General features: G+C 38.1%; 17 protein-coding genes. 4 read left to right on the forward strand and 13 right to left on the reverse strand.

Annotated elements, in window-relative coordinates; translation table 11 throughout:
- Positions 1-766 precede the first annotated feature (766 nt).
- The 5 genes from A37Q_RS0106140 to msrA all read right to left on the reverse strand — a co-directional run bounded on the left by A37Q_RS0106140 (position 767) and on the right by msrA (position 6,857).
- On the reverse strand, positions 767-1,171 hold the full coding sequence (locus A37Q_RS0106140) for a hypothetical protein (RefSeq protein ID WP_154648636.1): 405 nt from the start codon (positions 1,169-1,171) through the stop codon (positions 767-769).
- A 350-nt stretch (positions 1,172-1,521) separates the two neighbouring features.
- Positions 1,522-3,699, reverse strand: coding sequence for an RHS repeat domain-containing protein (locus A37Q_RS0106150; RefSeq protein ID WP_018299407.1), 2,178 nt, complete (start codon positions 3,697-3,699; stop codon positions 1,522-1,524).
- 1 nt (position 3,700) lies between these two features.
- Entirely contained in the window at positions 3,701-5,689 is a 1,989-nt protein-coding gene (locus tag A37Q_RS0106155; RefSeq protein WP_018299408.1) for an RHS repeat domain-containing protein, read from the reverse strand.
- Between the two features lie 128 nt (positions 5,690-5,817).
- Positions 5,818-6,042 carry a hypothetical protein gene (locus tag A37Q_RS0106160; protein ID WP_018299409.1) on the reverse strand — a complete coding sequence of 75 codons (225 nt, stop codon included), beginning with the start codon at positions 6,040-6,042 and terminating at the stop codon, positions 5,818-5,820.
- 215 nt (positions 6,043-6,257) lie between these two features.
- Positions 6,258-6,857 carry a peptide-methionine (S)-S-oxide reductase MsrA gene (gene msrA, locus A37Q_RS0106165; RefSeq protein WP_018299410.1) on the reverse strand — a complete coding sequence of 200 codons (600 nt, stop codon included), beginning with the start codon at positions 6,855-6,857 and terminating at the stop codon, positions 6,258-6,260.
- Between the two features lie 177 nt (positions 6,858-7,034).
- Between msrA and A37Q_RS0106170 the strand changes: the two genes are divergently transcribed.
- Positions 7,035-7,736: a hypothetical protein gene (locus A37Q_RS0106170; protein WP_018299411.1), complete on the forward strand. Its 702-nt coding sequence runs from the start codon at positions 7,035-7,037 to the stop codon at positions 7,734-7,736.
- Here A37Q_RS0106170 and A37Q_RS0106175 read toward each other — a convergent pair.
- Positions 7,729-9,030 (reverse strand): hypothetical protein, encoded by a 1,302-nt coding sequence (locus A37Q_RS0106175; RefSeq protein WP_018299412.1) that lies wholly within the window; start codon positions 9,028-9,030, stop codon positions 7,729-7,731. The genes A37Q_RS0106170 and A37Q_RS0106175 overlap by 8 nt on opposite strands.
- 84 nt (positions 9,031-9,114) lie before the next feature.
- Positions 9,115-10,317, reverse strand: coding sequence for a multidrug effflux MFS transporter (locus A37Q_RS0106180; RefSeq protein ID WP_083906992.1), 1,203 nt, complete (start codon positions 10,315-10,317; stop codon positions 9,115-9,117).
- Positions 10,318-10,460: 143 nt separating this feature from the next.
- Between A37Q_RS0106180 and A37Q_RS15825 the strand changes: the two genes are divergently transcribed.
- The gene (locus A37Q_RS15825) at positions 10,461-11,012 is read left to right on the forward strand and encodes a helix-turn-helix transcriptional regulator (protein ID WP_051074479.1); all 552 of its coding nucleotides are present in this window, start codon (positions 10,461-10,463) and stop codon (positions 11,010-11,012) included.
- On the opposite strand, the gene A37Q_RS0106190 is transcribed toward A37Q_RS15825, so the two are convergent.
- Positions 11,009-11,485 (reverse strand): GNAT family N-acetyltransferase, encoded by a 477-nt coding sequence (locus A37Q_RS0106190; protein ID WP_018299415.1) that lies wholly within the window; start codon positions 11,483-11,485, stop codon positions 11,009-11,011. The two genes, A37Q_RS15825 and A37Q_RS0106190, sit on opposite strands and share 4 nt — an antisense overlap.
- A gap of 194 nt (positions 11,486-11,679) precedes the next feature.
- Here A37Q_RS0106190 and A37Q_RS0106195 point away from each other — a divergent pair, with 194 nt between their 5' ends.
- Both A37Q_RS0106195 and feoB read left to right on the forward strand, forming a co-directional pair.
- The gene (locus A37Q_RS0106195) at positions 11,680-11,901 is read left to right on the forward strand and encodes a FeoA domain-containing protein (RefSeq protein ID WP_018299416.1); all 222 of its coding nucleotides are present in this window, start codon (positions 11,680-11,682) and stop codon (positions 11,899-11,901) included.
- Entirely contained in the window at positions 11,898-14,198 is a 2,301-nt protein-coding gene (feoB, locus tag A37Q_RS0106200; protein ID WP_018299417.1) for a Fe(2+) transporter permease subunit FeoB, read from the forward strand. The genes A37Q_RS0106195 and feoB overlap by 4 nt, the downstream gene beginning before the upstream one ends.
- 219 nt (positions 14,199-14,417) lie before the next feature.
- Here feoB and A37Q_RS0106205 read toward each other — a convergent pair whose 3' ends face one another.
- From A37Q_RS0106205 to guaA, 5 genes are all read right to left on the reverse strand, one after another.
- Entirely contained in the window at positions 14,418-14,867 is a 450-nt protein-coding gene (locus A37Q_RS0106205; RefSeq protein ID WP_018299418.1) for a 2-thiouracil desulfurase family protein, read from the reverse strand.
- A gap of 15 nt (positions 14,868-14,882) precedes the next feature.
- Entirely contained in the window at positions 14,883-15,080 is a 198-nt protein-coding gene (locus A37Q_RS0106210) for a hypothetical protein (protein ID WP_018299419.1), read from the reverse strand.
- 61 nt (positions 15,081-15,141) lie between these two features.
- A complete protein-coding gene (locus A37Q_RS14780) occupies positions 15,142-15,549 on the reverse strand; it encodes a GFA family protein (RefSeq protein ID WP_018299420.1) in 408 nt (135 codons plus the stop codon).
- Positions 15,550-15,556: 7 nt separating this feature from the next.
- Positions 15,557-17,422: a 1-deoxy-D-xylulose-5-phosphate synthase gene (dxs, locus tag A37Q_RS0106220; protein WP_018299421.1), complete on the reverse strand. Its 1,866-nt coding sequence runs from the start codon at positions 17,420-17,422 to the stop codon at positions 15,557-15,559.
- Positions 17,423-17,528: 106 nt separating this feature from the next.
- On the reverse strand, positions 17,529-19,079 hold the full coding sequence (gene guaA / locus A37Q_RS0106225) for a glutamine-hydrolyzing GMP synthase (protein ID WP_018299422.1): 1,551 nt from the start codon (positions 19,077-19,079) through the stop codon (positions 17,529-17,531).
- Positions 19,080-19,138 lie beyond the last annotated feature (59 nt).

Below are 19,138 nucleotides of genomic sequence, written 5' to 3' on the forward strand. Positions count from 1 at the left end.
CATCCAGCTTCTCCCAATCAATAAAATCAGCTAATAAGCAAAGTTTATGAGAAAGATCAATTTGCTCTGATAATTCTGGTTTGAATAGGTCTTTGGTTTCTTTGAATTTTTGCTCTTTATTACGCATGAAATTGCAAGGTTTTGCATGGTTGATACCATAAATCTTGCAATTTAGCTTGCGAAATTTCAAGTGCTAACACACTACTTATATAGCTTTAAGGAATTTTTCAGGGGCGACTAAGTAGTATAAAAATATACCTAATGTTAAGCTACTACCTTCTTCTTGCAGTGGCGTAATGCCAATTATCAAATTTAGAATTGTCAAAAAAAAGAAGAATGCTCGGAATTAAAATAAGAATTGTGCAAAGAGTAATGATCGCATTCTTACCAAAATATTTATCTATATATTCTTTCATATAATAATAACAATTATGTATAATATAATCATTATTATTCCTAGCACCGTCATCGGCTTCTCTTTTTTTCCACTGAAATCAAAGCGTGCCGCTTCTTTGTTCTTTATATGATACCTGTACCACAATTTAACGATAACTGCTATTTGAACAATAAATACAATCAAGTTGTAGTGCGCGATAGGAATGCTTGCGGAGAATGTCCATGACAAATGAGACAGAACAAATATTATTGCCCATCCTTTTATAAATAACTTTGATGGCCTCTCTTCTCTTATTTGAATTTTATAGAAATAATGAGCAATCATTAATATGATCGTAAAGCTCGGAATGAGAAACAAAATATACATGTCTTATCTCATATAACCTTTTAATCCTAATCCTAATCCTAATATCGTTGCTAGAAACCACAGACAAAGAATTGTTATTCCTAATTGAACAAGAGTAACATTTCCAGCTTCAGAAAAAGCGCAAAAGACGCATATTAAAGATAGGCAGTAATTTATAGAATAGCCTATCCAGAACAATAATCTTACTTTCAGTGTTAGACCAATGATCGTCAATGCTGCTGGTCCGATAGAGAGCAAGGTGTACACAATTGCTAATGAGAATTCTTTGTCTTCTTGTTGCAATGGAGCAATCCCTATCATTGTATTCAAGACAGTCACGACAACGAAAGAAATTTGAATGACAATAAGCCATATACAAAGATTTATGATGGCTTTCTTGCTAAAATATTTATCTATATACTCTGTCATGTGTATTACTCCCTTGCTCATAATCTACCTTTCTTCCTTTTATCGTAAATAAGAGTACAATACAAAAAACCTACTAGCTGAATTATAAAAAAGATTGATATAACATATATAAACGCCGATAATTCGGTTGAAACTATTCCTTTGTATTCAAATTTTTCTACGCCATCTAATTTTCCAAATAAAATTTTATATAGCAATGGAAGATCTGATATTACAAGAAAAAAACCCCATACTATAAAAAATATCTTTGTTCTTCTCTTGTTTTTCTTTATTAAATAATATTGATGAAATGAAAAGAAAAACAGCGCCCATATTGGAGCTAATATTATTATCATATTGTAATCCATATATCACCAAACTCTAATTGATCTACTCATCATTTCTTGAGATGCTGCTTTTTGTGCTGCTGACACTGTCTTTTTTTCTATACTATTAGCTCCTTGTTGTATTCCTTTCGATATTTTTGTGCCCATGGTATCCCCTTCACGGTTAATAGGTGCGCCTGTTATTGTGTTTGTTGCAAGTGAACTTATGTTTGGATTAATAAGTTTTGATATAGCTTTATTTATTCCTTTACTTAATCCTATAGATGATAATACATCTAATCCTGTAGCTACTGAATTTAATGGTTTTTGATTGACGTCTGAAAAAGCTTTCGCCGTACCAAAAGCAAAACTAGCTTCTGCTAGTGCTGGCGCTGCAATTCCTGATAGCATAGGTGTTATAAATCCAAGAGCAGCTCCAGATGCAGCACCTATTACTCCGCATTTTGTACCACATGTGCTGTTACCGATAAAATATCCAAAAGTTGAATTTATAGACATAAAACCAAATACAAGTAAAGGTATTGGAAAAAGCCCATCCGGATCCACATATTTCATTGGATTATTATTCGCATAGACGTAGCGGTTAAAGGAGAAGATGTTATCTACAGTAGGCTCTATCGGGTCAATTGCCATAAAGCGTCCAGATTTATAATCATAGTACCTGACAGACATGTTTATCAAGTTTATGCCTTCCACTTTATCTTTGCCCGTAAAGCCAACGTGATCTTCTATGACAGGTCTAGTTCTAGTCTCTTCTCCATATGGCTTATAGGTCTGTTTAAAGACAGAGCCGCCTTCAATCTCAGCCAGTGGAGAGCCTAGTGGATCTGTAACGGTATATATCGTCCTAGATCCCTTAATGGTAGCTACAAGTTGTCCGCCCAGGTAGACATAATTCGTTTCCTCACCTGTATTTAAGTCCTTGCGATACATCAATTTGTGCTGATTGTCATAGATAGTAATGACATACTCCTTGCCGGCCTCAGTAGTGGCTACCACATTGCCTCGTGGATCATAGATAAAGGAGATGGTCTTTCCATTCCCGGTGAAGCTAGTCATCTTATTCAGCGGATTATATACATATCGATCAGCACCCTTTTGAATGACATTCCCATGCTTGTCATAGCTCAAGCCATCCTGCTTCATGTTGGTGTAGGTAAAACTCTGATTTCCTCGCTTGGTCATGTTATTTGCTAAGTCATACGCATAGTCTATGGTGCCGTACGGTCCGTTTGCTTGTGTTAACCGATTCACACCGTCATACGAGAAGCGCTGATTGTTACCGGCATTTAAATTGTCAGTAATGGAGGTAACATTGTTCTCACCATCGTATGTATAACTTTTATTCACATAAGAACCAGCAGTGATGTTGGTGATTCGACTCATACTGTCATACATCTTAGTAACCGTTGTACTGCCTAATTTAGCGCCTTTCACCGTATCATATGGTGTGTACTCTATATCACTGACAAGTGTGCCTACCTTCTTGGGTCTTCCTGCCACATCGGGTGCATAATCTACAGAGTAACCATCTGGATAAGCAACAGTCTTTAGATAGCCGTAACTGTCGTACTCATAATGCAAATCATAGTTAGAGCCACCATAACTGATGCGTTGTTTGGTCACTCTATTCATCGCATCATATTCATATGAAAGTGTTGACTCACGGTTGTCACTCGTGCTTAGGTTGCCATTGACATCGTAGTCGTTGGTTATTGTGTTTAAGTCAACTGCAGAAACCGTCTTAAGCTGTCCGTCCTTGTTGTATGTATAATTAATGGAATATGATCCGTCTATCTGACTATTGGTCTTTCTACCAACAGCATCATACTCATAGGTGGTTGTGCCTGTCTCAGGATCCACCTTTGTCTTAACCAGACCCAACTTAATAGGATCATATGTATAGGTTCGCTTTTCTCCATTTTGACTTAACTCCTTTGTTCTACCTAAGACATCTGTTTTAGCTTGATGAATTATCCATTTTGTCCCGTCGTATTGAGCTTGGTTTGACCAAAGTATCTCTTGATCTCCATACCTTGTATAATATTTATTCTTACTATAACCATTTGGTGTTTTCACCACGTGGACAAGATACTGTTTTGTACTTGGATTAGCATTGTACTCAGATATCCATGTATACGACTCAGCACTTGCAGTGCCTGCTAAAAGAAGTGTAAGGGCTAGTGTAGCGTTAATTTTCATCTTAGAAGCCCTCCGTATTCGTTACGAGTCTAACATCTCGATCAAGGGCATCCTTTGTCGTTACTCTGCCAATGGTACACTGACTAAGCGTAGCGCATGGATAACTTACAAAGCTCCTGTTATTTAGATCGTCATACTTATAACTCGTTGCAGAGAAACCTTCCCTTACCGTGCTTAGCTGTCGACCAAAGCCGTCACTAGTGCTTGTAATTTTCAAGGAACCTTTAGTGGCCTCTACGGTGCGTCCACCATCCTTATAAGTGTATCTCGTGGCTAATCCTATCGGTGGGGTCATGCTGGTCATGCGACCCATACTATCGTACGTCCAACGGGTAACATTTCCTTTAGGGTCAGTTTGTGATAGCTTAAGCCCACGTTTATCATATGTGTACTGCGTGACATTTCCCTCTGGGTCTATGACTTTCTGTGGCTGACCTCCCCAATAATCCAGATATTGAATCTGATTGCCTAAAGCATCTTTTTTTGTCTTTAAGTTACCCTTTTCATCGTATGTATAATGAGTAATAATCCCATTAACGGTGCTTTTTGTTTTAAAGCCTTGAGCGTTATAGACATTCTCTTCTTTATACAGAATTTTGCCGTCTTTATCTGTCTTAGTAATTGTTGCTGGTTGAATAAGAAAGACTGATCCTGTTAGAGAGGGCGATCCTGTTTTATGATAAGTAATGGTTGTTGTTCTTTTATCCCCATTAGATGCAGTTTCTACAACTTTCGTTGGATTGTTGTATGTATCATAACTTTGATACTCTATTGAAAATGTGACACCGTCTTGATAAAAATCTGTTTTTGTCACTGTCTCTATGCCATTTACATTACTAAAGGTATTTGTCTCTGAGTATAGTAATCGGTCATTTTTATCGTATATCTTTTTATATAAGTATTGTCCTCTGGTCTGAGTTGCTTCAAAAGTAGGAAAACGATTGTCGTTCTTTTGCCATCTTTTAAAGTGATAATCAATGTAATCACCATTTGGAAGATCAACTCGGACTTTGAAGTTTTGACCCCTTTTATAAATGAGCGATGTATCTGCTTGCATATCTATAGAAAAAAGATTTTCAATATTCTTAAATGTAAATTTTGCATGAGATTTTTCTGTGTAGTGATTATTGCCTGAATTGAAAACAGATACTTCTAGTCCAAGTGGATTTTGATATTTGTGTTTTGTAAGAAAATAAGATGAGCTTCCGTCTGGGTATTCCGTAGTGTAATTATTAATGGTCCATTGACCAAAACCGTTATTTATTTTAACCCAATTATTAACAGTGATATTAACTGCATAATTAAATCTTGACTGACAACTTTGTTGATATCCAGTGCTCAGTGTCATAGAACAATTGTATCTTCCTGCATAAGTATAGCTATCTAGATTATGGGCACTGTAGACCTTCTTTGCCGTTCCGTGAAAAACTTCCCATCTAACCATATTTGGCTCGAATGGGTAGAAGGTAAGGTGAGACCCATCTGGTCGATATACAGCAACAGTCATTGTTCCAAAACCTGAGGTTCCTGTTGCATAAGCATAATACCCTTCCTTACTTCTAAAGAGATTGGCGTGTGTATTTAACCTGGCAAAGGTAACAGATGATCCGTCTATATCGGTAAAAATGAAGACATCCTTGTGCATACTGAGTGCATGAACAGTAGGGATATACCCAAAGACTGATTGAGTAATAGCGCTACTCATTTGAACGTTATAAGATAAACCATCATTGAGTGGAATACTTAATTGATCTTCACTGACTGTAAAACTTAAATCTGAAGGGTTAAGCGTTACATTACCAAATTGAAGCTCCTTCATATTGATATATGTTGCTCTGCTATCCTGTTGTTCAGGACGCAGCATTGGTGGGCCCATTCTAGATGGTTGCATAGTGGGTCCTGCTTTAACAGTCGCCTTCTCTTCTGCATACATAGATGATGATATAGCCAGCAAGGCTAGCGTTATAGTCTTCTTCACTTTATTTTTCATTCGCTTCTTTTCTGTGCTTTTAAAATTCAAATAGAAGTCCGATAGTATTTTAATGATTCCTTGTCATATCACAATGGCAGCGATTAAAAGACTAATTCGAATTCCGTTGTTATAATTTAATTAGTTCTTCATATCATTTGTTTCTTAACTCTGCTTCCATATTCCTTGCCTCTTCTTTCATCGATACTTTCTTTTTCGATAACTGAAGGCTGCATGGATACGGGTAACTCTTTTTTATCCTCAAATAACAAGTTATTGTCTCTAAATAATTTTTGTATCGTGCTATATGCAACCTCAACCGCGTGTCTATTATGAAAAAATCTTTCCTGAATACTCAATAATTTGCTATTCATTTTACTCCCCTCCTATTAATTTTATACATTCACCTGAAACTGGTGAAAATAGTCGATATAGTATTAATTTATCTCTACCGAAATTTTACTGATAATGCCCCTTGCCCTCTTCAAAGATAATTTAACATATAAAAAAATAATGTAAATGCAAATCACATATTAATAATTTATATACTATTGCCCAGATATGTAATGACCGATACAATCAAGACAAACTATATATAACCCAGCTTCTTACTCCCCCACACTGCTTGAATTCGCTTATCTCTGCCACAATTCCATCGGTAAAACTTATAACGCAAAGGGTTCTTTTTATAGTACTCTTGATGATATTTCTCTGCAGGATAAAAGTGTGTTGAGGCAAGTATTTCGGTGTATATATTTACCTTGAGCTCTTTTTTTACTTCATTTAGCACTCTCATGGCTTGTTGTTTCTGTGTATCATTAAGATAGTAAATGGCTGATCCATACTGGGCACCAACATCACAGAACTGCCTGTTTTTAACTGTTGGATCAATATGCATAAAAAAGAATTTAACGAGTTGCTCATAGCTGATTTTCTCTGGATTATACACCACCTCAACCACTTCTTTATAGTGAGTTGTCCCTGATGAAACAAGCTCATAGCTTGGATTTGCTTTACTGCCGCCATCATAGCCAGATGTGACTGAAATAATGCCTCCCTCCAGCTGTTGATAATGCTCAAAGTCAGCCTCCATACACCAAAAACAGCCCCCTGCAAAAATGGCTTTCTCAGATTTATTGGCATATAAAAACACTGGCATTAATAATACAATGATAAACAACTGCTTCATATCCTTCTCACAAAGTATCCTCAGTTATGATTAAGCATATACTAATCACAGAGCATTTTGCACTCTTGCTACATTTTAATCCAATGTACCAAAATGAATTGATTCCAGTATGGACTTTTTATATCACATCGATAAAATAAGCGCCCCACTTCAATCATAATGCATAAGGAATTACCAATGAGTGCATCACATAGCAAAATTAAAGCAGTATTGAGCAATATCTACATGGTAAGCGCAAGCAATCATGTAGAATTTGAAGGCAATCATCTTCAACACTCAAGAAATATGGTCATTCTTCGTGAAGGCCGTGACTTAACCCTGATTAATTCAGTTAAATTATCTGATGCAGGCTTAGCGGAACTTGAGCAACTAGGTGAAATAAAGCATGTTATTCGAATTGGAAGCTTTCATGGCAAGGATGATCACTTCTATATCAACCGTTATCAAGCAAAACTATGGGCCCTTCAAGGCATGAAAGATGAAAACGGCACGCCAGTTGATGTGAGCTTAGATGAAAGCACATCATTGCCAATTCAAAATAGCTCACTTTTTATATTCAAAAACACAAATTTCCCTGAGGCGTGTATCCACATTAACTCTGAAGGCGGCATTTTAATCAGCTGTGATAGCATTAAAAACTGGCAACTGCCTGATCCTTATTTTAGTGACGCCACAGCGAAGCTCTATGAGCAACAAGGCATGTTTGGCCAAGCATCTATCTCGGATATTTGGCTACAGGCAATGGGCGTTACAACTGATGCATTTGGTGAACTGATATCACTTGAGTTTAAACATTTACTAAGCGCGCACGGTCAGCCGTTGCTTAATAATGCTAAAGTGAAACTGCAAGACACCTTGGAGAAACAGTCATTTACATAACACTGCATGATTTTGAGTCTGTTGATTGTAACAATCTGTTTTTTTCCATTTTCTCTTGGTAACGCTTATAATATGCCATTATCTCAGGGCTTAAATGCACTTGTGAATAATAAAGGTGCGGACTTATTAAATAGGGAAAACCTTTTTTATAACTAGCACATACCCTGAGCGTATTGGTATCATCAGCACCTTTTTGCTCTGTTCTAATTGTGTGGTAGATATACTCTAAATACTGTTCCACAAAAGACTGATAGTTTACAGCTGTTCCAATAACAGGAGCAAATAGATCTGGAAAGCCATTTTCACTATCGCAAATAACAACGGCCATACTATTTTGATCAAAGCCCCCTTCTGATTGCATAATACGTGCTAATTCATGGTGCATTGAGTAAATAATATCTCTTTGTTGCCTTGGTCTTGGATTCTCAAAATTCACCATATGCGCACTGCCGAAACAAATAACATAGGTGCTTTCTTCCTGTTGGCTTTTTGTTTCTCGCATTACCGATGCAATATTTTGTGCAATCATATCATTATTCGTTAATCTTACCCGTAAAAGAGCATAGTGCTTAGTGCATAAACGTGATATTGCTTGTCGGTGAAAAATAAACTCCGCCACATGAGGCTCCTTTGCAATCGTTCTATATTGCGCTTTCATTTCTCGTATCTCTTGATCATATTTATCCATAATGTCACGCTTTTCATAGGGGAAAAAGCTTGCAGACCCCTCAATATGAAAAGCAAGCTCATTTCTATCTCTTGTCAATCCATAGTCAGTTGCGGGAGTATCTAATGCATGAAATTCGACTTGTGCATGTCCTAAACGTGAATGCTGCTTATGCGCTTCGCTAAAGAGTAAACTCCGTGCTGGTGACCATAGCCCATTTTGTGGATAGAATTTACTATCTAGAGGATATACTGACAAATCTTCCATACTTGTTATATCAATTTTTGAACGGTGCGAAAAATAATCATATGATCTATTGATTTGTTGGATAACTTGAGATGGAAGTGGCTGAAATCCAAGCGCTCTTTCATGCCGCCCAACAAAGCCATGAACTGCTTGCTCACTTCTTTGTTGCGGTAAACTCAAAGCTCTTTGTATTCCCTCTACACCAATTACAAGTTTCCCTTTTAAATTTTTAAACGCCTCAGGATCTGATGAGGCTGACTCTTCAAATAATCTCGCTAAAGCGGCGGTTGCATAGTTACCATTACTACCATGGCTACTATATAAAAAAACGATCCTATATTTACTAATCAACGAGATTAGTTTTTGACTAAACGGGCTCATGTACTTTCCTTTTTGTCTATTCTTCCTTGTTCTCCAGCCCTCCTTTCTCGGTCATTCTACTAAAAATAATCCTATAGGCAATTATTAGGCTTCTTTTATTCCATCACAACGAAAGTTATGAACAAATTCAGCGTGATATACATACAAAGAAAGACAAATAGCAATACACGCGATGATAAAAGCAAAGATGCCATAGTTAACCACAGTCAGTGTAAAATTAGCAATCAAGTAAGTTGCAATGGAACCCCCAACAAATGAAGAAAAATTAAAGAGCGCAGCTGCTGAACCTGTGATTTTATGCTCAGCTAAAGCAATTGCTCCAGCGCTTGCACTTGGTCTTATCATCCCAATGCCAATGGTTGCTATCCACATCGGCAACATTAAAGTATATATATTCTCCCCTATCAGCACTCCCATCAATATTGCAAACAATGCGCCCAATAAAATGAATATACAGCCGATGATAACCATGCGACTAATACCATAGCGAGCACTTAGTCTTGGCGTTAAGATAGACATTAAAACAATTGCCGATGCATTAAGTGCAAAGAGTACGCCATAACTCATTACGGAATAGTGAAGGTGCTTGATGATAAGGATACTACTTGCTGCGGCGTAGGAGAATAACACACCATATGAGCATGCACTCACTAAGATATAGCCTGTAAATGCTTTTTTCTGTAACAGTGAGATATAGTTTTTATATAACATACTCAGCTTTAATGCATGCATGTTTTTTTCTTTGATTGACTCTTTATACAAAAATAAAACAACAAAAAAATATACTATCCCAAGTACCAACAACAAAACAAAAGAAGCTCTCCAACCAAAGCTACTTTGCAAAAAGCTGCCGAAAAGTGGCGCCAATACTGGGCAAACGCCAATAATAGCCATAATCGTTGCCATCGCTTTTACGAGCTCTTCTTTTTTGTACACATCTCGGGCAATTGCCATTGCTGAGACAATAGTACTACACACACCAACACCTTGAAAGAATCTTAATATTAATAGCATTAAAATATTTCCTGAGAAAAGAATAAAAGTAGATGCTATGCAATAAATCACCAAGCCACCAAGCAACACCACCTTTCGACCGAAGCGATCAAGCAGCGGACCATAAAACAGCTGTGAAATAGCCAGACCCAGCATAAAACTTGTCATAATCAAGGTGATTTTATCACTATGAAAAGCCAGCTGCATACTTGGAAAAGAGGCAATAAATATATCATTTGCAAAAGGGGTAATAATACAAACACTTAAAACCATTAATATAGTCAATTTAGACATAGTCACCTCAACGGATAATTAATACGGGTATTTAATACCTATTGACTATACTAAAGAGCTACGTAAAATGCAAATATTATTTGAGGATGATAATTTATGACCGCTTAACTATAGTTATAAATTATTTAAAGGTATAAAGTGATATGGCTAGAGAGAATACTTCGCGTTATGCGATTTTATGTATGATTAACAAGCATCCAATTTCAGGCTATAAGATTAAAATGTTATTCTCAAAAATTGCAAATTTTTACTGGTCTGAAAGTAATGCCCAAATCTATCCTATGCTCAAAAAACTAGAAGAAGAAGGGCTTGTGCAATCAAGTTTTGACCCCCAAGCAGGAAAACGTAAAACACGCATCTATAGCATTACTTCTGAAGGAAAATCCTATCTGAACAAGTGGCTCTGCCAACCAATCACATACGGATCAAAAGAAAGAAATGAGTTATTACTCAAGCTCAGTAATGGCTTTGCAATTGACCAAGAGCACCTAAGCTTACATGTTCAGCACTACCTGAACTATTTACAACTACTTAAAACACAGCTATATGAAGTTATTGAACATATTAAAACTGATCATCATAGCCGCCAAGATCAGCCTTATTTATTGATGGTATATAATTATAACGATAAACGCATTAATGCTGAAATACAGTGGGCTGAAGAAACACTAAGTACTATTCAAACAATAGACTAAAACTGGTGCTGCCCAAAACAAACTTGTGTTGAGTCAAGTTCTGGAGAGCATATTTTTACCTCTGAGAAATCCAATGATTTCAGTAAGCCTATTGCGGGCAAGTTATTTCTTCTTGTGATCGCGATACATCTTATCGCATGCTTTCTGACATCTTCTATACCCTTCATTGCAATTGCTCTGCCAATTCCCTGATTAATGTAACGATGTGACACTCTAAAGTATAAATTAGCAAACTCACCAAAATCGGGTAATGTTTTTAGACTCACGCCACCCATACCAACTACTTCCTTATTAATCAAGGCAACTTGATACATAAAAGATTGGTTTGTAAACTCTATCCATTTTTCAATAATTGAAAGACTCTCCATATAGGTTGGCGGTGCAGGATTAAACTTATTATTCATAGGGTCAGATAAAATATTGGCAAGTTTGTTTTTATATTTAGGTGATATGCGCTCAAATTCAATTGTCATAGGACAGCTAAGATTTATGTTAGCTACTGATTACTAGAAAGTTAATAGATCAAATGTCAAAATACAATAGTGTTACTCAATTCATCTATTTTTGGAACGCATAAACATGATAACGACTATCATTATTGTTGACTTCAATATCCGCTCACAATATAATCACGAATCTACAAGGGTTTTATTAAAATGATAGGATTATGGAATTTCAAACAAAGCGTCACTATAAAGTAAAAGGCTTTCATCAAAGCTGTCCGCATAACTATATGCAAAAACTCCTGTCATTAGGGTTTATTCCTGAGTCACAATTTTATATTGAGAAAAAAGCGCTTTTTGGCAACCCCTATCATATCACCATCAAAAATTTCTCAGTCTCTTTACGTAAGTCAGAGTTACAATACATCGAGGTTGAGTCTCTATGAAATATGCAATTATAGGCAACCCAAACTGCGGAAAAACCACTATTTTTAATGCGCTTACAGGGCTCAACCAAAAAGTTGGAAACTGGAGTGGTGTTACCGTTGATAAAAAATCAGGTATTTTCACACATCATGGCAAAAAGATTGAACTGATTGACCTTCCTGGCATCTACTCACTGACTGCCTCAGATGCCTCCTCCCTAGATGAGCAAGTGGCAACTAACTTTCTTATTGAATCAAAGCCTGATGCCGTCATTAATGTCATTGATGCCTCTAATCTGGAGCGAAATTTATATCTCACCATGCAGCTGATTGAAATGAATATTCCGGTTATTCTTGCTGTTAACATGGTTGATGTTGCCAATAAAAAAGGCATTGTGATTCACTATAATAAACTGGCAAGCTTACTAGGCGTAGAGATATTCCCTATTATTGGCCGCAAAAAAACGGGGATTAATGTACTTAAAGATGCCCTGACACAAACAGCAAGCCTACCCAATTTTTCACTGAAACGTTACTATCCTCAAAAGATAAATCAATTAGCTGAAACAATAAGCCAAACCAACACAGACTATCCAGCACTTTGGCTTGCCAGCGCACTTGTTGAGAAAAGTACTGCACTTAGAGCGCTATTAAATGATAAAGCTTATTCACAACTTCAAAGTTTATTGCCTGAAAGAGAAGATAACAGCCTTGAGATTAACCTCTCCTCAGCAAGGTATAATGCCATCAATGCACTTATAGCAGAGAGTTGTGATTACAAAAAAATCACACGCCATAAAGCAACGGAAATAATCGATAGCATTTGTATGCATAAATACCTTGGCATCCCTGTCTTTTTATTTGTCATGTATTTGATGTTTGAGTTTTCCATCACCATTGGTGGTGCCCTTCAGCCCCTATTTGACAATACATCAAGTGTTATCTTTATCGATGGATTAACACATCTTGGGATCTATCTTGGATTACCACTTTGGCTGACCGCTGTTATCTCACAGGGTATTGGTCTTGGGATTAATACCGTGTTGACCTTTATTCCGCAAATTGGCTGTATGTTCTTATTTTTGTCTTTCTTAGAAGATTCAGGCTATATGGCAAGAGCAGCTTATGTGATGGATCGCTTTATGCAAGCCATTGGTTTACCGGGTAAAGCCTTTGTTCCTTTGATTGTTGGTTTTGGCTGTAATGTCCCATCTGTTATGGCAACAAGAACACTAGAGACAAGGCGGGATAGGCTAATGACGATTATGATGTCACCTTTTATGTCCTGTGGCGCACGTCTTGCTATCTTTGCTGTATTTGCTGCGGCCTTTTTTCCAGTTGGCGGCGCCCTTGTCGTCTTTAGCTTATACCTAATTGGTATTTTAGGCGCCATCTTAACAGGCTATGTCATAAAATATACCGTATTAAAAGGACAAAGCGCACCGTTTGTAATGGAGCTTCCTGTCTATCATCTTCCAAATTTAAAAAGCGTATCACTTCATAGCTGGAATAGACTCAAGCGCTTTATTTTCAGAGCAGGCAAAGTTATTGTGCCTATTTGCGTACTTATTGGTACATTAAACAGCATCCAAGTCGATGGTAAAGTGGTAGCGGGTGGTTCTCAGCAATCTATTCTTGCTCATGCAGGACGTGTCATTACGCCTGTACTTGAACCTATGGGGGTCTCACAAGATAACTGGCAAGCAACTGTTGGACTGATCACAGGAACACTAGCAAAAGAGGTTGTTGTTGGCACATTAAACACCCTGTATACACAACAAAAGCCCGCTTCACTTGAAAGCGTTGCCAATGAAAAATTTGATCTACTTCAAGGGCTAAAAGAGGCATGGCAAGATACGGTATCTGGCTTTACCAACATGAATCTAAGTGCATTTATTAACCCATTTGCGGCTAATGAGGCCGATGCACATATGGATAAAACTGCTATGGGAACGATGATGGTTGCCTTTGGCTCAGTTGCCGCTGCATTTGCTTATATGCTCTTTGTCCTTTTATATGTCCCTTGTGCTTCTGTTATTGGTGCGATGGCCCGTGAAGCAACACGTGGCTGGGCAATTTTATCTGTTATTTGGAGTATTTCACTTGCTTATGCCGCCGGCGTTATCGCTTATCAAATTAGTCTCTTATCTACTATGCCACTTCACGCTGTAAGCTGGATATTAGCAATTATCCTCTATATGGCACTACTTATCTTTGCCATGAAATATTTCTCACAGAAAATACGCTTTGAGCTGTCATTAGGAAAAAACTGTGCAAAAGGCTGCCAACCACAAAGCGCCTCTTCTGGTTGTCACTAACTACAAATGAGCCTCTGGTCTATTGACGAGCAGACTCCAACTTGTAAAGAAACTTGCATATCGCTGGTTTTTACAGCAGAGCCTATGCTGTTAAATTCCCCTCATTTAAAAGCATAGGATGCTACCCCATCCCTGCGAATGGACGTGTTCAAGTTCTATGTTCATTTATTTTATAAGCCAAATACGGGGAATGAAATAGTAATAACTTACCAATTTAGATTATTTTACGTACATCATAATTAACTTAGTGACCTCTTCTTCTGAAAAAACACTTATGCCGTTTTCCTTCAACATACGTGTTGTTATTCCCATCCCATCTATTAAGCCTCCAGTAAAGCTTCCATCATACATTACTTTAGTGGCACAGCTTGGGCTGCGTTCTTTCAAAAGGGCAGTCTTAATTGAATTTTTTTTGCATATCTTTAATGCCTCTTCAGCACCTCTTTTAAAATATGCTGTCACATCGCAGCCATTCGTATCTATAACGTGCTTCCCTTGAACCTCTGATGGTAGTCTAGGGATAGGAAGACCTCCTAGAACCTCAGGACATGCCGAATATATTTCAAATGTCTTAAATAACTGATCAATACAATCGAGTTTCTTATGACACCCATCATATCTTACCTTTTTCCCTAGTAAACAGCCTGAAATGAGTAGCTTTTCTTTCATTGGTCGAGCATCACACTATTGGATCTTTGCTTTAAGCTTTGCAATTCTAGTTGCAGAAAGCAGTATTTTCTGCTGAATTTGAGGGCTTTCTTTAGCAAGTGTTGTCATATTTTGATAGAGCTCATCTGTTTCTTTGCTTGCATCTGCACCAAAGCCACCTCCATATAAAATAAGATCATTTCCTGCATTAATCGCCAGAAAAGTTGCTTGCATATTGGAGAAATATTGTGTGATGGCACTTTTTAATCACGTAGGACTAGAGAAATTGCTACCCTTAACGCTCTATTTGACGAGAAAACTTATGGGTGTGATCTAAAAAACAATCCCATTTTTGCGCACTATCTGTATAAAAATCAATATTCGGGTTATATACAGAAGGCTGATCAAGTGTGCCTGCTCCAATCATAACATATTCAACAAATTGATCGCACTTTGTAACAACATCTCCTCCACAAGAGGCACAAAACCCACGATGAATCATTTCACCTGAATCAGCCGCTTTAGTATAATAGCGAATCTCACCTTCTAACTTTAACGTCTTGTTACTAAACATGCATACAGGCTTATAGGCACAGCCCGTCCACTTCTGACAATCAAGACAATGGCAATTCCCCATCATCACTGGCATTTCCTTAAGTGTATATTTGACTTTGCCGCATATGCAACCACCTGTTATATCCATATAGCATTTACCCTTTTATGAGTTTTTGTACTGTTTCAAATATATGTTCAGTTGAAATGCCAACAGATGCCAACATATCATCTTTATTGCCATGATCTTGATAGTAATCAGGCAAACCAAAGTTTCTAACTGTCACTGTGCTCATAAGATCATTTGCAATAAGATACTCATTTACGCCAGAGCCTGCGCCCCCCATAACTGAATTTTCTTCAAGCGTGATAATAAGCTCATGCGTTTGCGCAATTTCCTTGATCACATCCTCATCAAGCGGCTTAACAAAACGCATATCAACAACCGTAGCATTCACTTTCGCAGCCACTTCAAGAGCCATTGGTAAAAGCGTTCCAAAGTTTAAAATTGCTACCTTCTTGCCCTTATGAAGCATCTTGGATTTCCCTAAAGCTAAATCCAAAGTTTCTGTTATCTCAGCGCCAATACCAGCACCACGAGGATAGCGCACCATGGCAGGCCCGTTATATTGATAGCCAAGTGTTAACATATGATACGATTCATTCTCATCACTGGGCGTCATAATAAGTGTGTTTGGAATACAGCGCATAAAGCTCAAATCAAAGCTTCCAGCATGTGTTGCCCCATCAGCACCAACAAGCCCAGCTCTATCAACAGCATAGAGCACATCTAAATTTTGAATACTAACATCATGAACCACTTGATCATAGGCTCTTTGTAAAAATGTAGAGTAGATGGCAACAACCGGCTTAAAGCCCTCGCAGGCCATTCCTGCAGCAAAGGTTACCGCATGTTGCTCGGCAATGGCAACATCAAAATAGCGATCTGGATACGCCTTAGAAAAGGCAATCAAATCAGATCCCTCACGCATTGCAGGGGTAATGCCAATCAATTTTTCATCTTTTTTCGCCATATCACAGATCCAGCGACCAAAAATATTGGAGTAGCTTGGCTTTGATGCTGAGCTGCCTTTAAGTGTGGAGTTAAACTTAGGATTCACATGATGAAATTTAATCGGATCTTCTTCTGCTTTTTGATAGCCTTTGCCTTTTTTTGTCAAAATATGTAAAAGCTTAGGCCCTTTATGATCTTTTAAGGTTTGAAGCGCTTCAACCAAAGCACCCACATCATGACCATCAATCGGACCGACATAATAAAACCCAAGTGCTTCAAATAAATTAGCAGGAACAAACATTCCCTTTGCTTGTGTTTCAAGACGTTTGGCAACCTCAAAAGCCCCCGGTAATTTCTTGAGGATTTTCTTACCGGTTTCACGGATTGTGTTATATGTAGAACCTGAGAGTAATTTGGTTAAATGTGTGGTCAGTGCACCGACATTTTCAGAGATAGACATCTCGTTGTCATTTAATACCACAAGCATATCTGCATGCATACCACCGGCATGATTCAACGCTTCAAATGCCATCCCACCTGTTAATGCACCATCCCCAATAATCGCAACTGACTTGGCATTATTTTTTAGGAGTTTATTTGCCTCTGCCATACCAAGAGCTGCACTGATTGATGTGCTTGAATGCCCAACACCAAAGGTGTCATATTCACTCTCTGAGCGCTTAGGAAAACCAGAGAGTCCCTCTGGCTTTTTGATGGTAACCAGTCTATCTGCACGTTCAGTTAAAATTTTATGCACATAGGTTTGATGACCGACATCCCAGATCAAACGATCTTTTGGCGTATTATAAACATAATGCAGTGCCAAGGTAATCTCAAGTGCACCAAGGCTACTGGCAAAATGCCCACCTGAAACATCCAACGTTTCAATCAAAAAGGTACGAATCTCTTCAGCAAGCGGTTCTAGATCTTGCAGTTTAAGCTTTCGCAGATCTAAAGGAGAAGAAACTTTTGCCAATAGCGGATATTCCGCACGATCAATTTTCGACATGTAAAAGCTAAAGGGTTAATACATTTATTGTGCCATAGTATCCTCCACTATGGCCAGATTCTCAAGAAAAACAAAGAAAGTTTATGTTAAATCATACCGTGATTTGTTATTCCCACTCAATCGTACCAGGGGGCTTACCTGTTACATCATATACTACACGTGAAATACCATTGACTTCATTAACAATTCTATTTGATAAACGTTCAATTAACTCATAGGGTAAATGCGCCCATCTTGCTGTCATAAAATCAATTGTCTCCACGGCACGAAGCGCAACGACATAATCATATTTACGCTGATCACCCATCACACCGACTGACTTCACGGGCAAAAATACTGCAAAGGCTTGTGAGACCTTATCATACCATCCGGTTGTTTCTAACTCATGCATAAAAATAGCATCAGCTTGACGCAAGATATCTGCATATTCTTTTTTAACCTCACCTAAGATTCTCACACCAAGCCCTGGCCCTGGGAATGGGTGACGGTACACCATACGAAACGGCAGCCCAAGCTCAACTCCAACCTTTCTCACTTCATCTTTAAATAGCTCTCTTAATGGCTCGACAAGACCGAGTTTCATATCCTCTGGCAAGCCACCAACATTATGATGTGACTTAATAACATGCGCTTTCCCCGTTGCACTTCCAGCCGACTCAATCACATCTGGATAGATTGTGCCTTGTGCCAACCATTTTGCATTAGTGAGCTTTGCGGATTCTTCATCGAAGATATCAACAAATAAGTTCCCAATAATCTTGCGCTTTTTCTCGGGATCACTTACACCTTTAAGCTTTGCCAAAAAGCGCTCCTCTGCATTAACACGAATGACATTTACATGCATGTTATCAGCAAAGGTTTTCATTACTTGATCACCTTCTGATAAGCGCAAAAGCCCTGTATCAACAAACACACAGCTTAGCTGATCACCTATCGCCTTATGTAATAGCGCTGCAACAACAGAAGAATCAACGCCTCCAGATAAGCCCAAGATCACTTGATCTTTACCAACTTGCTTTTTAATACGTGCTATCGCATCTTCAATAATACTTGCTGGGTTCCATAGCGCTTCACACTGACAAATTCCACAAACAAAGTTTTCAAGAATTGCCTTGCCAAACTCAGAGTGAGTCACCTCAGGATGAAATTGCACACCAAAAAATAGCTTATCAACATGAGCCACAGCTGCAATTGGGGCATTTGCTGAGCTTGCGATCATCTTGAAGTTTTTGCCCACATTTGTCACCTTGTCACCGTGACTCATCCAAACACTTTGCTCTAAAGGCGTGTTTAGAAATAGACTTTGGTTTGCCAATGTTTCAATATTAGCGTGTCCAAACTCGCGTTCATTGGAGGCTTCAACTTTGCCACCAAATTGATGCACCATCGTCTGCATCCCGTAGCAGATACCCAATACCGGCACATCAAGGTTAAAAACACATTCAGGGGCACGCACCTTGTCACTTTCATGTACTGACTCAGGTCCCCCGGATAAAATAATACCATTGGCAGCAAAACGCTCAATGTATTCAGGATCAACATCAAAAGGGTAAATTTCACAATACACACCAATTTCACGCACCCTACGGGCAATCAGTTGTGTATATTGTGAACCAAAATCAAGGATGAGTATTTTATGTTGATGAATATCGCTCATGGTTATCGGCTATGCTGCAATTTGAAAAATAAATTTCACGGCATTATAACATGCACTCA

It is taken from the genome of Fangia hongkongensis FSC776 = DSM 21703 (assembly GCF_000379445.1).
GTDB lineage: Bacteria > Pseudomonadota > Gammaproteobacteria > Francisellales > Francisellaceae > Fangia > Fangia hongkongensis.

Bases quoted from the DNA above. Each gene is read 5' to 3' on its own strand.
- A37Q_RS14780 (WP_018299420.1), bottom strand. From the start codon at position 15,549: ATGGATATAACAGGTGGTTGCATATGCGGCAAAGTCAAATATACACTT.
- A37Q_RS0106195 (WP_018299416.1), top strand. From the start codon at position 11,680: ATGGAATTTCAAACAAAGCGTCACTATAAAGTAAAAGGCTTTCATCAA.
- A37Q_RS0106205 (WP_018299418.1), bottom strand. From the start codon at position 14,867: ATGAAAGAAAAGCTACTCATTTCAGGCTGTTTACTAGGGAAAAAGGTA.
- A37Q_RS0106140 (WP_154648636.1), bottom strand. From the start codon at position 1,171: ATGACAGAGTATATAGATAAATATTTTAGCAAGAAAGCCATCATAAAT.
- A37Q_RS15825 (WP_051074479.1), top strand. From the start codon at position 10,461: ATGGCTAGAGAGAATACTTCGCGTTATGCGATTTTATGTATGATTAAC.
- A37Q_RS0106155 (WP_018299408.1), bottom strand. From the start codon at position 5,689: ATGAAAAATAAAGTGAAGAAGACTATAACGCTAGCCTTGCTGGCTATA.
- guaA (WP_018299422.1), bottom strand. From the start codon at position 19,079: ATGAGCGATATTCATCAACATAAAATACTCATCCTTGATTTTGGTTCA.
- A37Q_RS0106180 (WP_083906992.1), bottom strand. From the start codon at position 10,317: ATGTCTAAATTGACTATATTAATGGTTTTAAGTGTTTGTATTATTACC.
- A37Q_RS0106150 (WP_018299407.1), bottom strand. From the start codon at position 3,699: ATGAAAATTAACGCTACACTAGCCCTTACACTTCTTTTAGCAGGCACT.
- feoB (WP_018299417.1), top strand. From the start codon at position 11,898: ATGAAATATGCAATTATAGGCAACCCAAACTGCGGAAAAACCACTATT.
- A37Q_RS0106170 (WP_018299411.1), top strand. From the start codon at position 7,035: ATGAGTGCATCACATAGCAAAATTAAAGCAGTATTGAGCAATATCTAC.
- A37Q_RS0106210 (WP_018299419.1), bottom strand. From the start codon at position 15,080: ATGCAAGCAACTTTTCTGGCGATTAATGCAGGAAATGATCTTATTTTA.
- A37Q_RS0106175 (WP_018299412.1), bottom strand. From the start codon at position 9,030: ATGAGCCCGTTTAGTCAAAAACTAATCTCGTTGATTAGTAAATATAGG.
- A37Q_RS0106160 (WP_018299409.1), bottom strand. From the start codon at position 6,042: ATGAATAGCAAATTATTGAGTATTCAGGAAAGATTTTTTCATAATAGA.
- A37Q_RS0106190 (WP_018299415.1), bottom strand. From the start codon at position 11,485: ATGACAATTGAATTTGAGCGCATATCACCTAAATATAAAAACAAACTT.
- msrA (WP_018299410.1), bottom strand. From the start codon at position 6,857: ATGAAGCAGTTGTTTATCATTGTATTATTAATGCCAGTGTTTTTATAT.
- dxs (WP_018299421.1), bottom strand. From the start codon at position 17,422: ATGTCGAAAATTGATCGTGCGGAATATCCGCTATTGGCAAAAGTTTCT.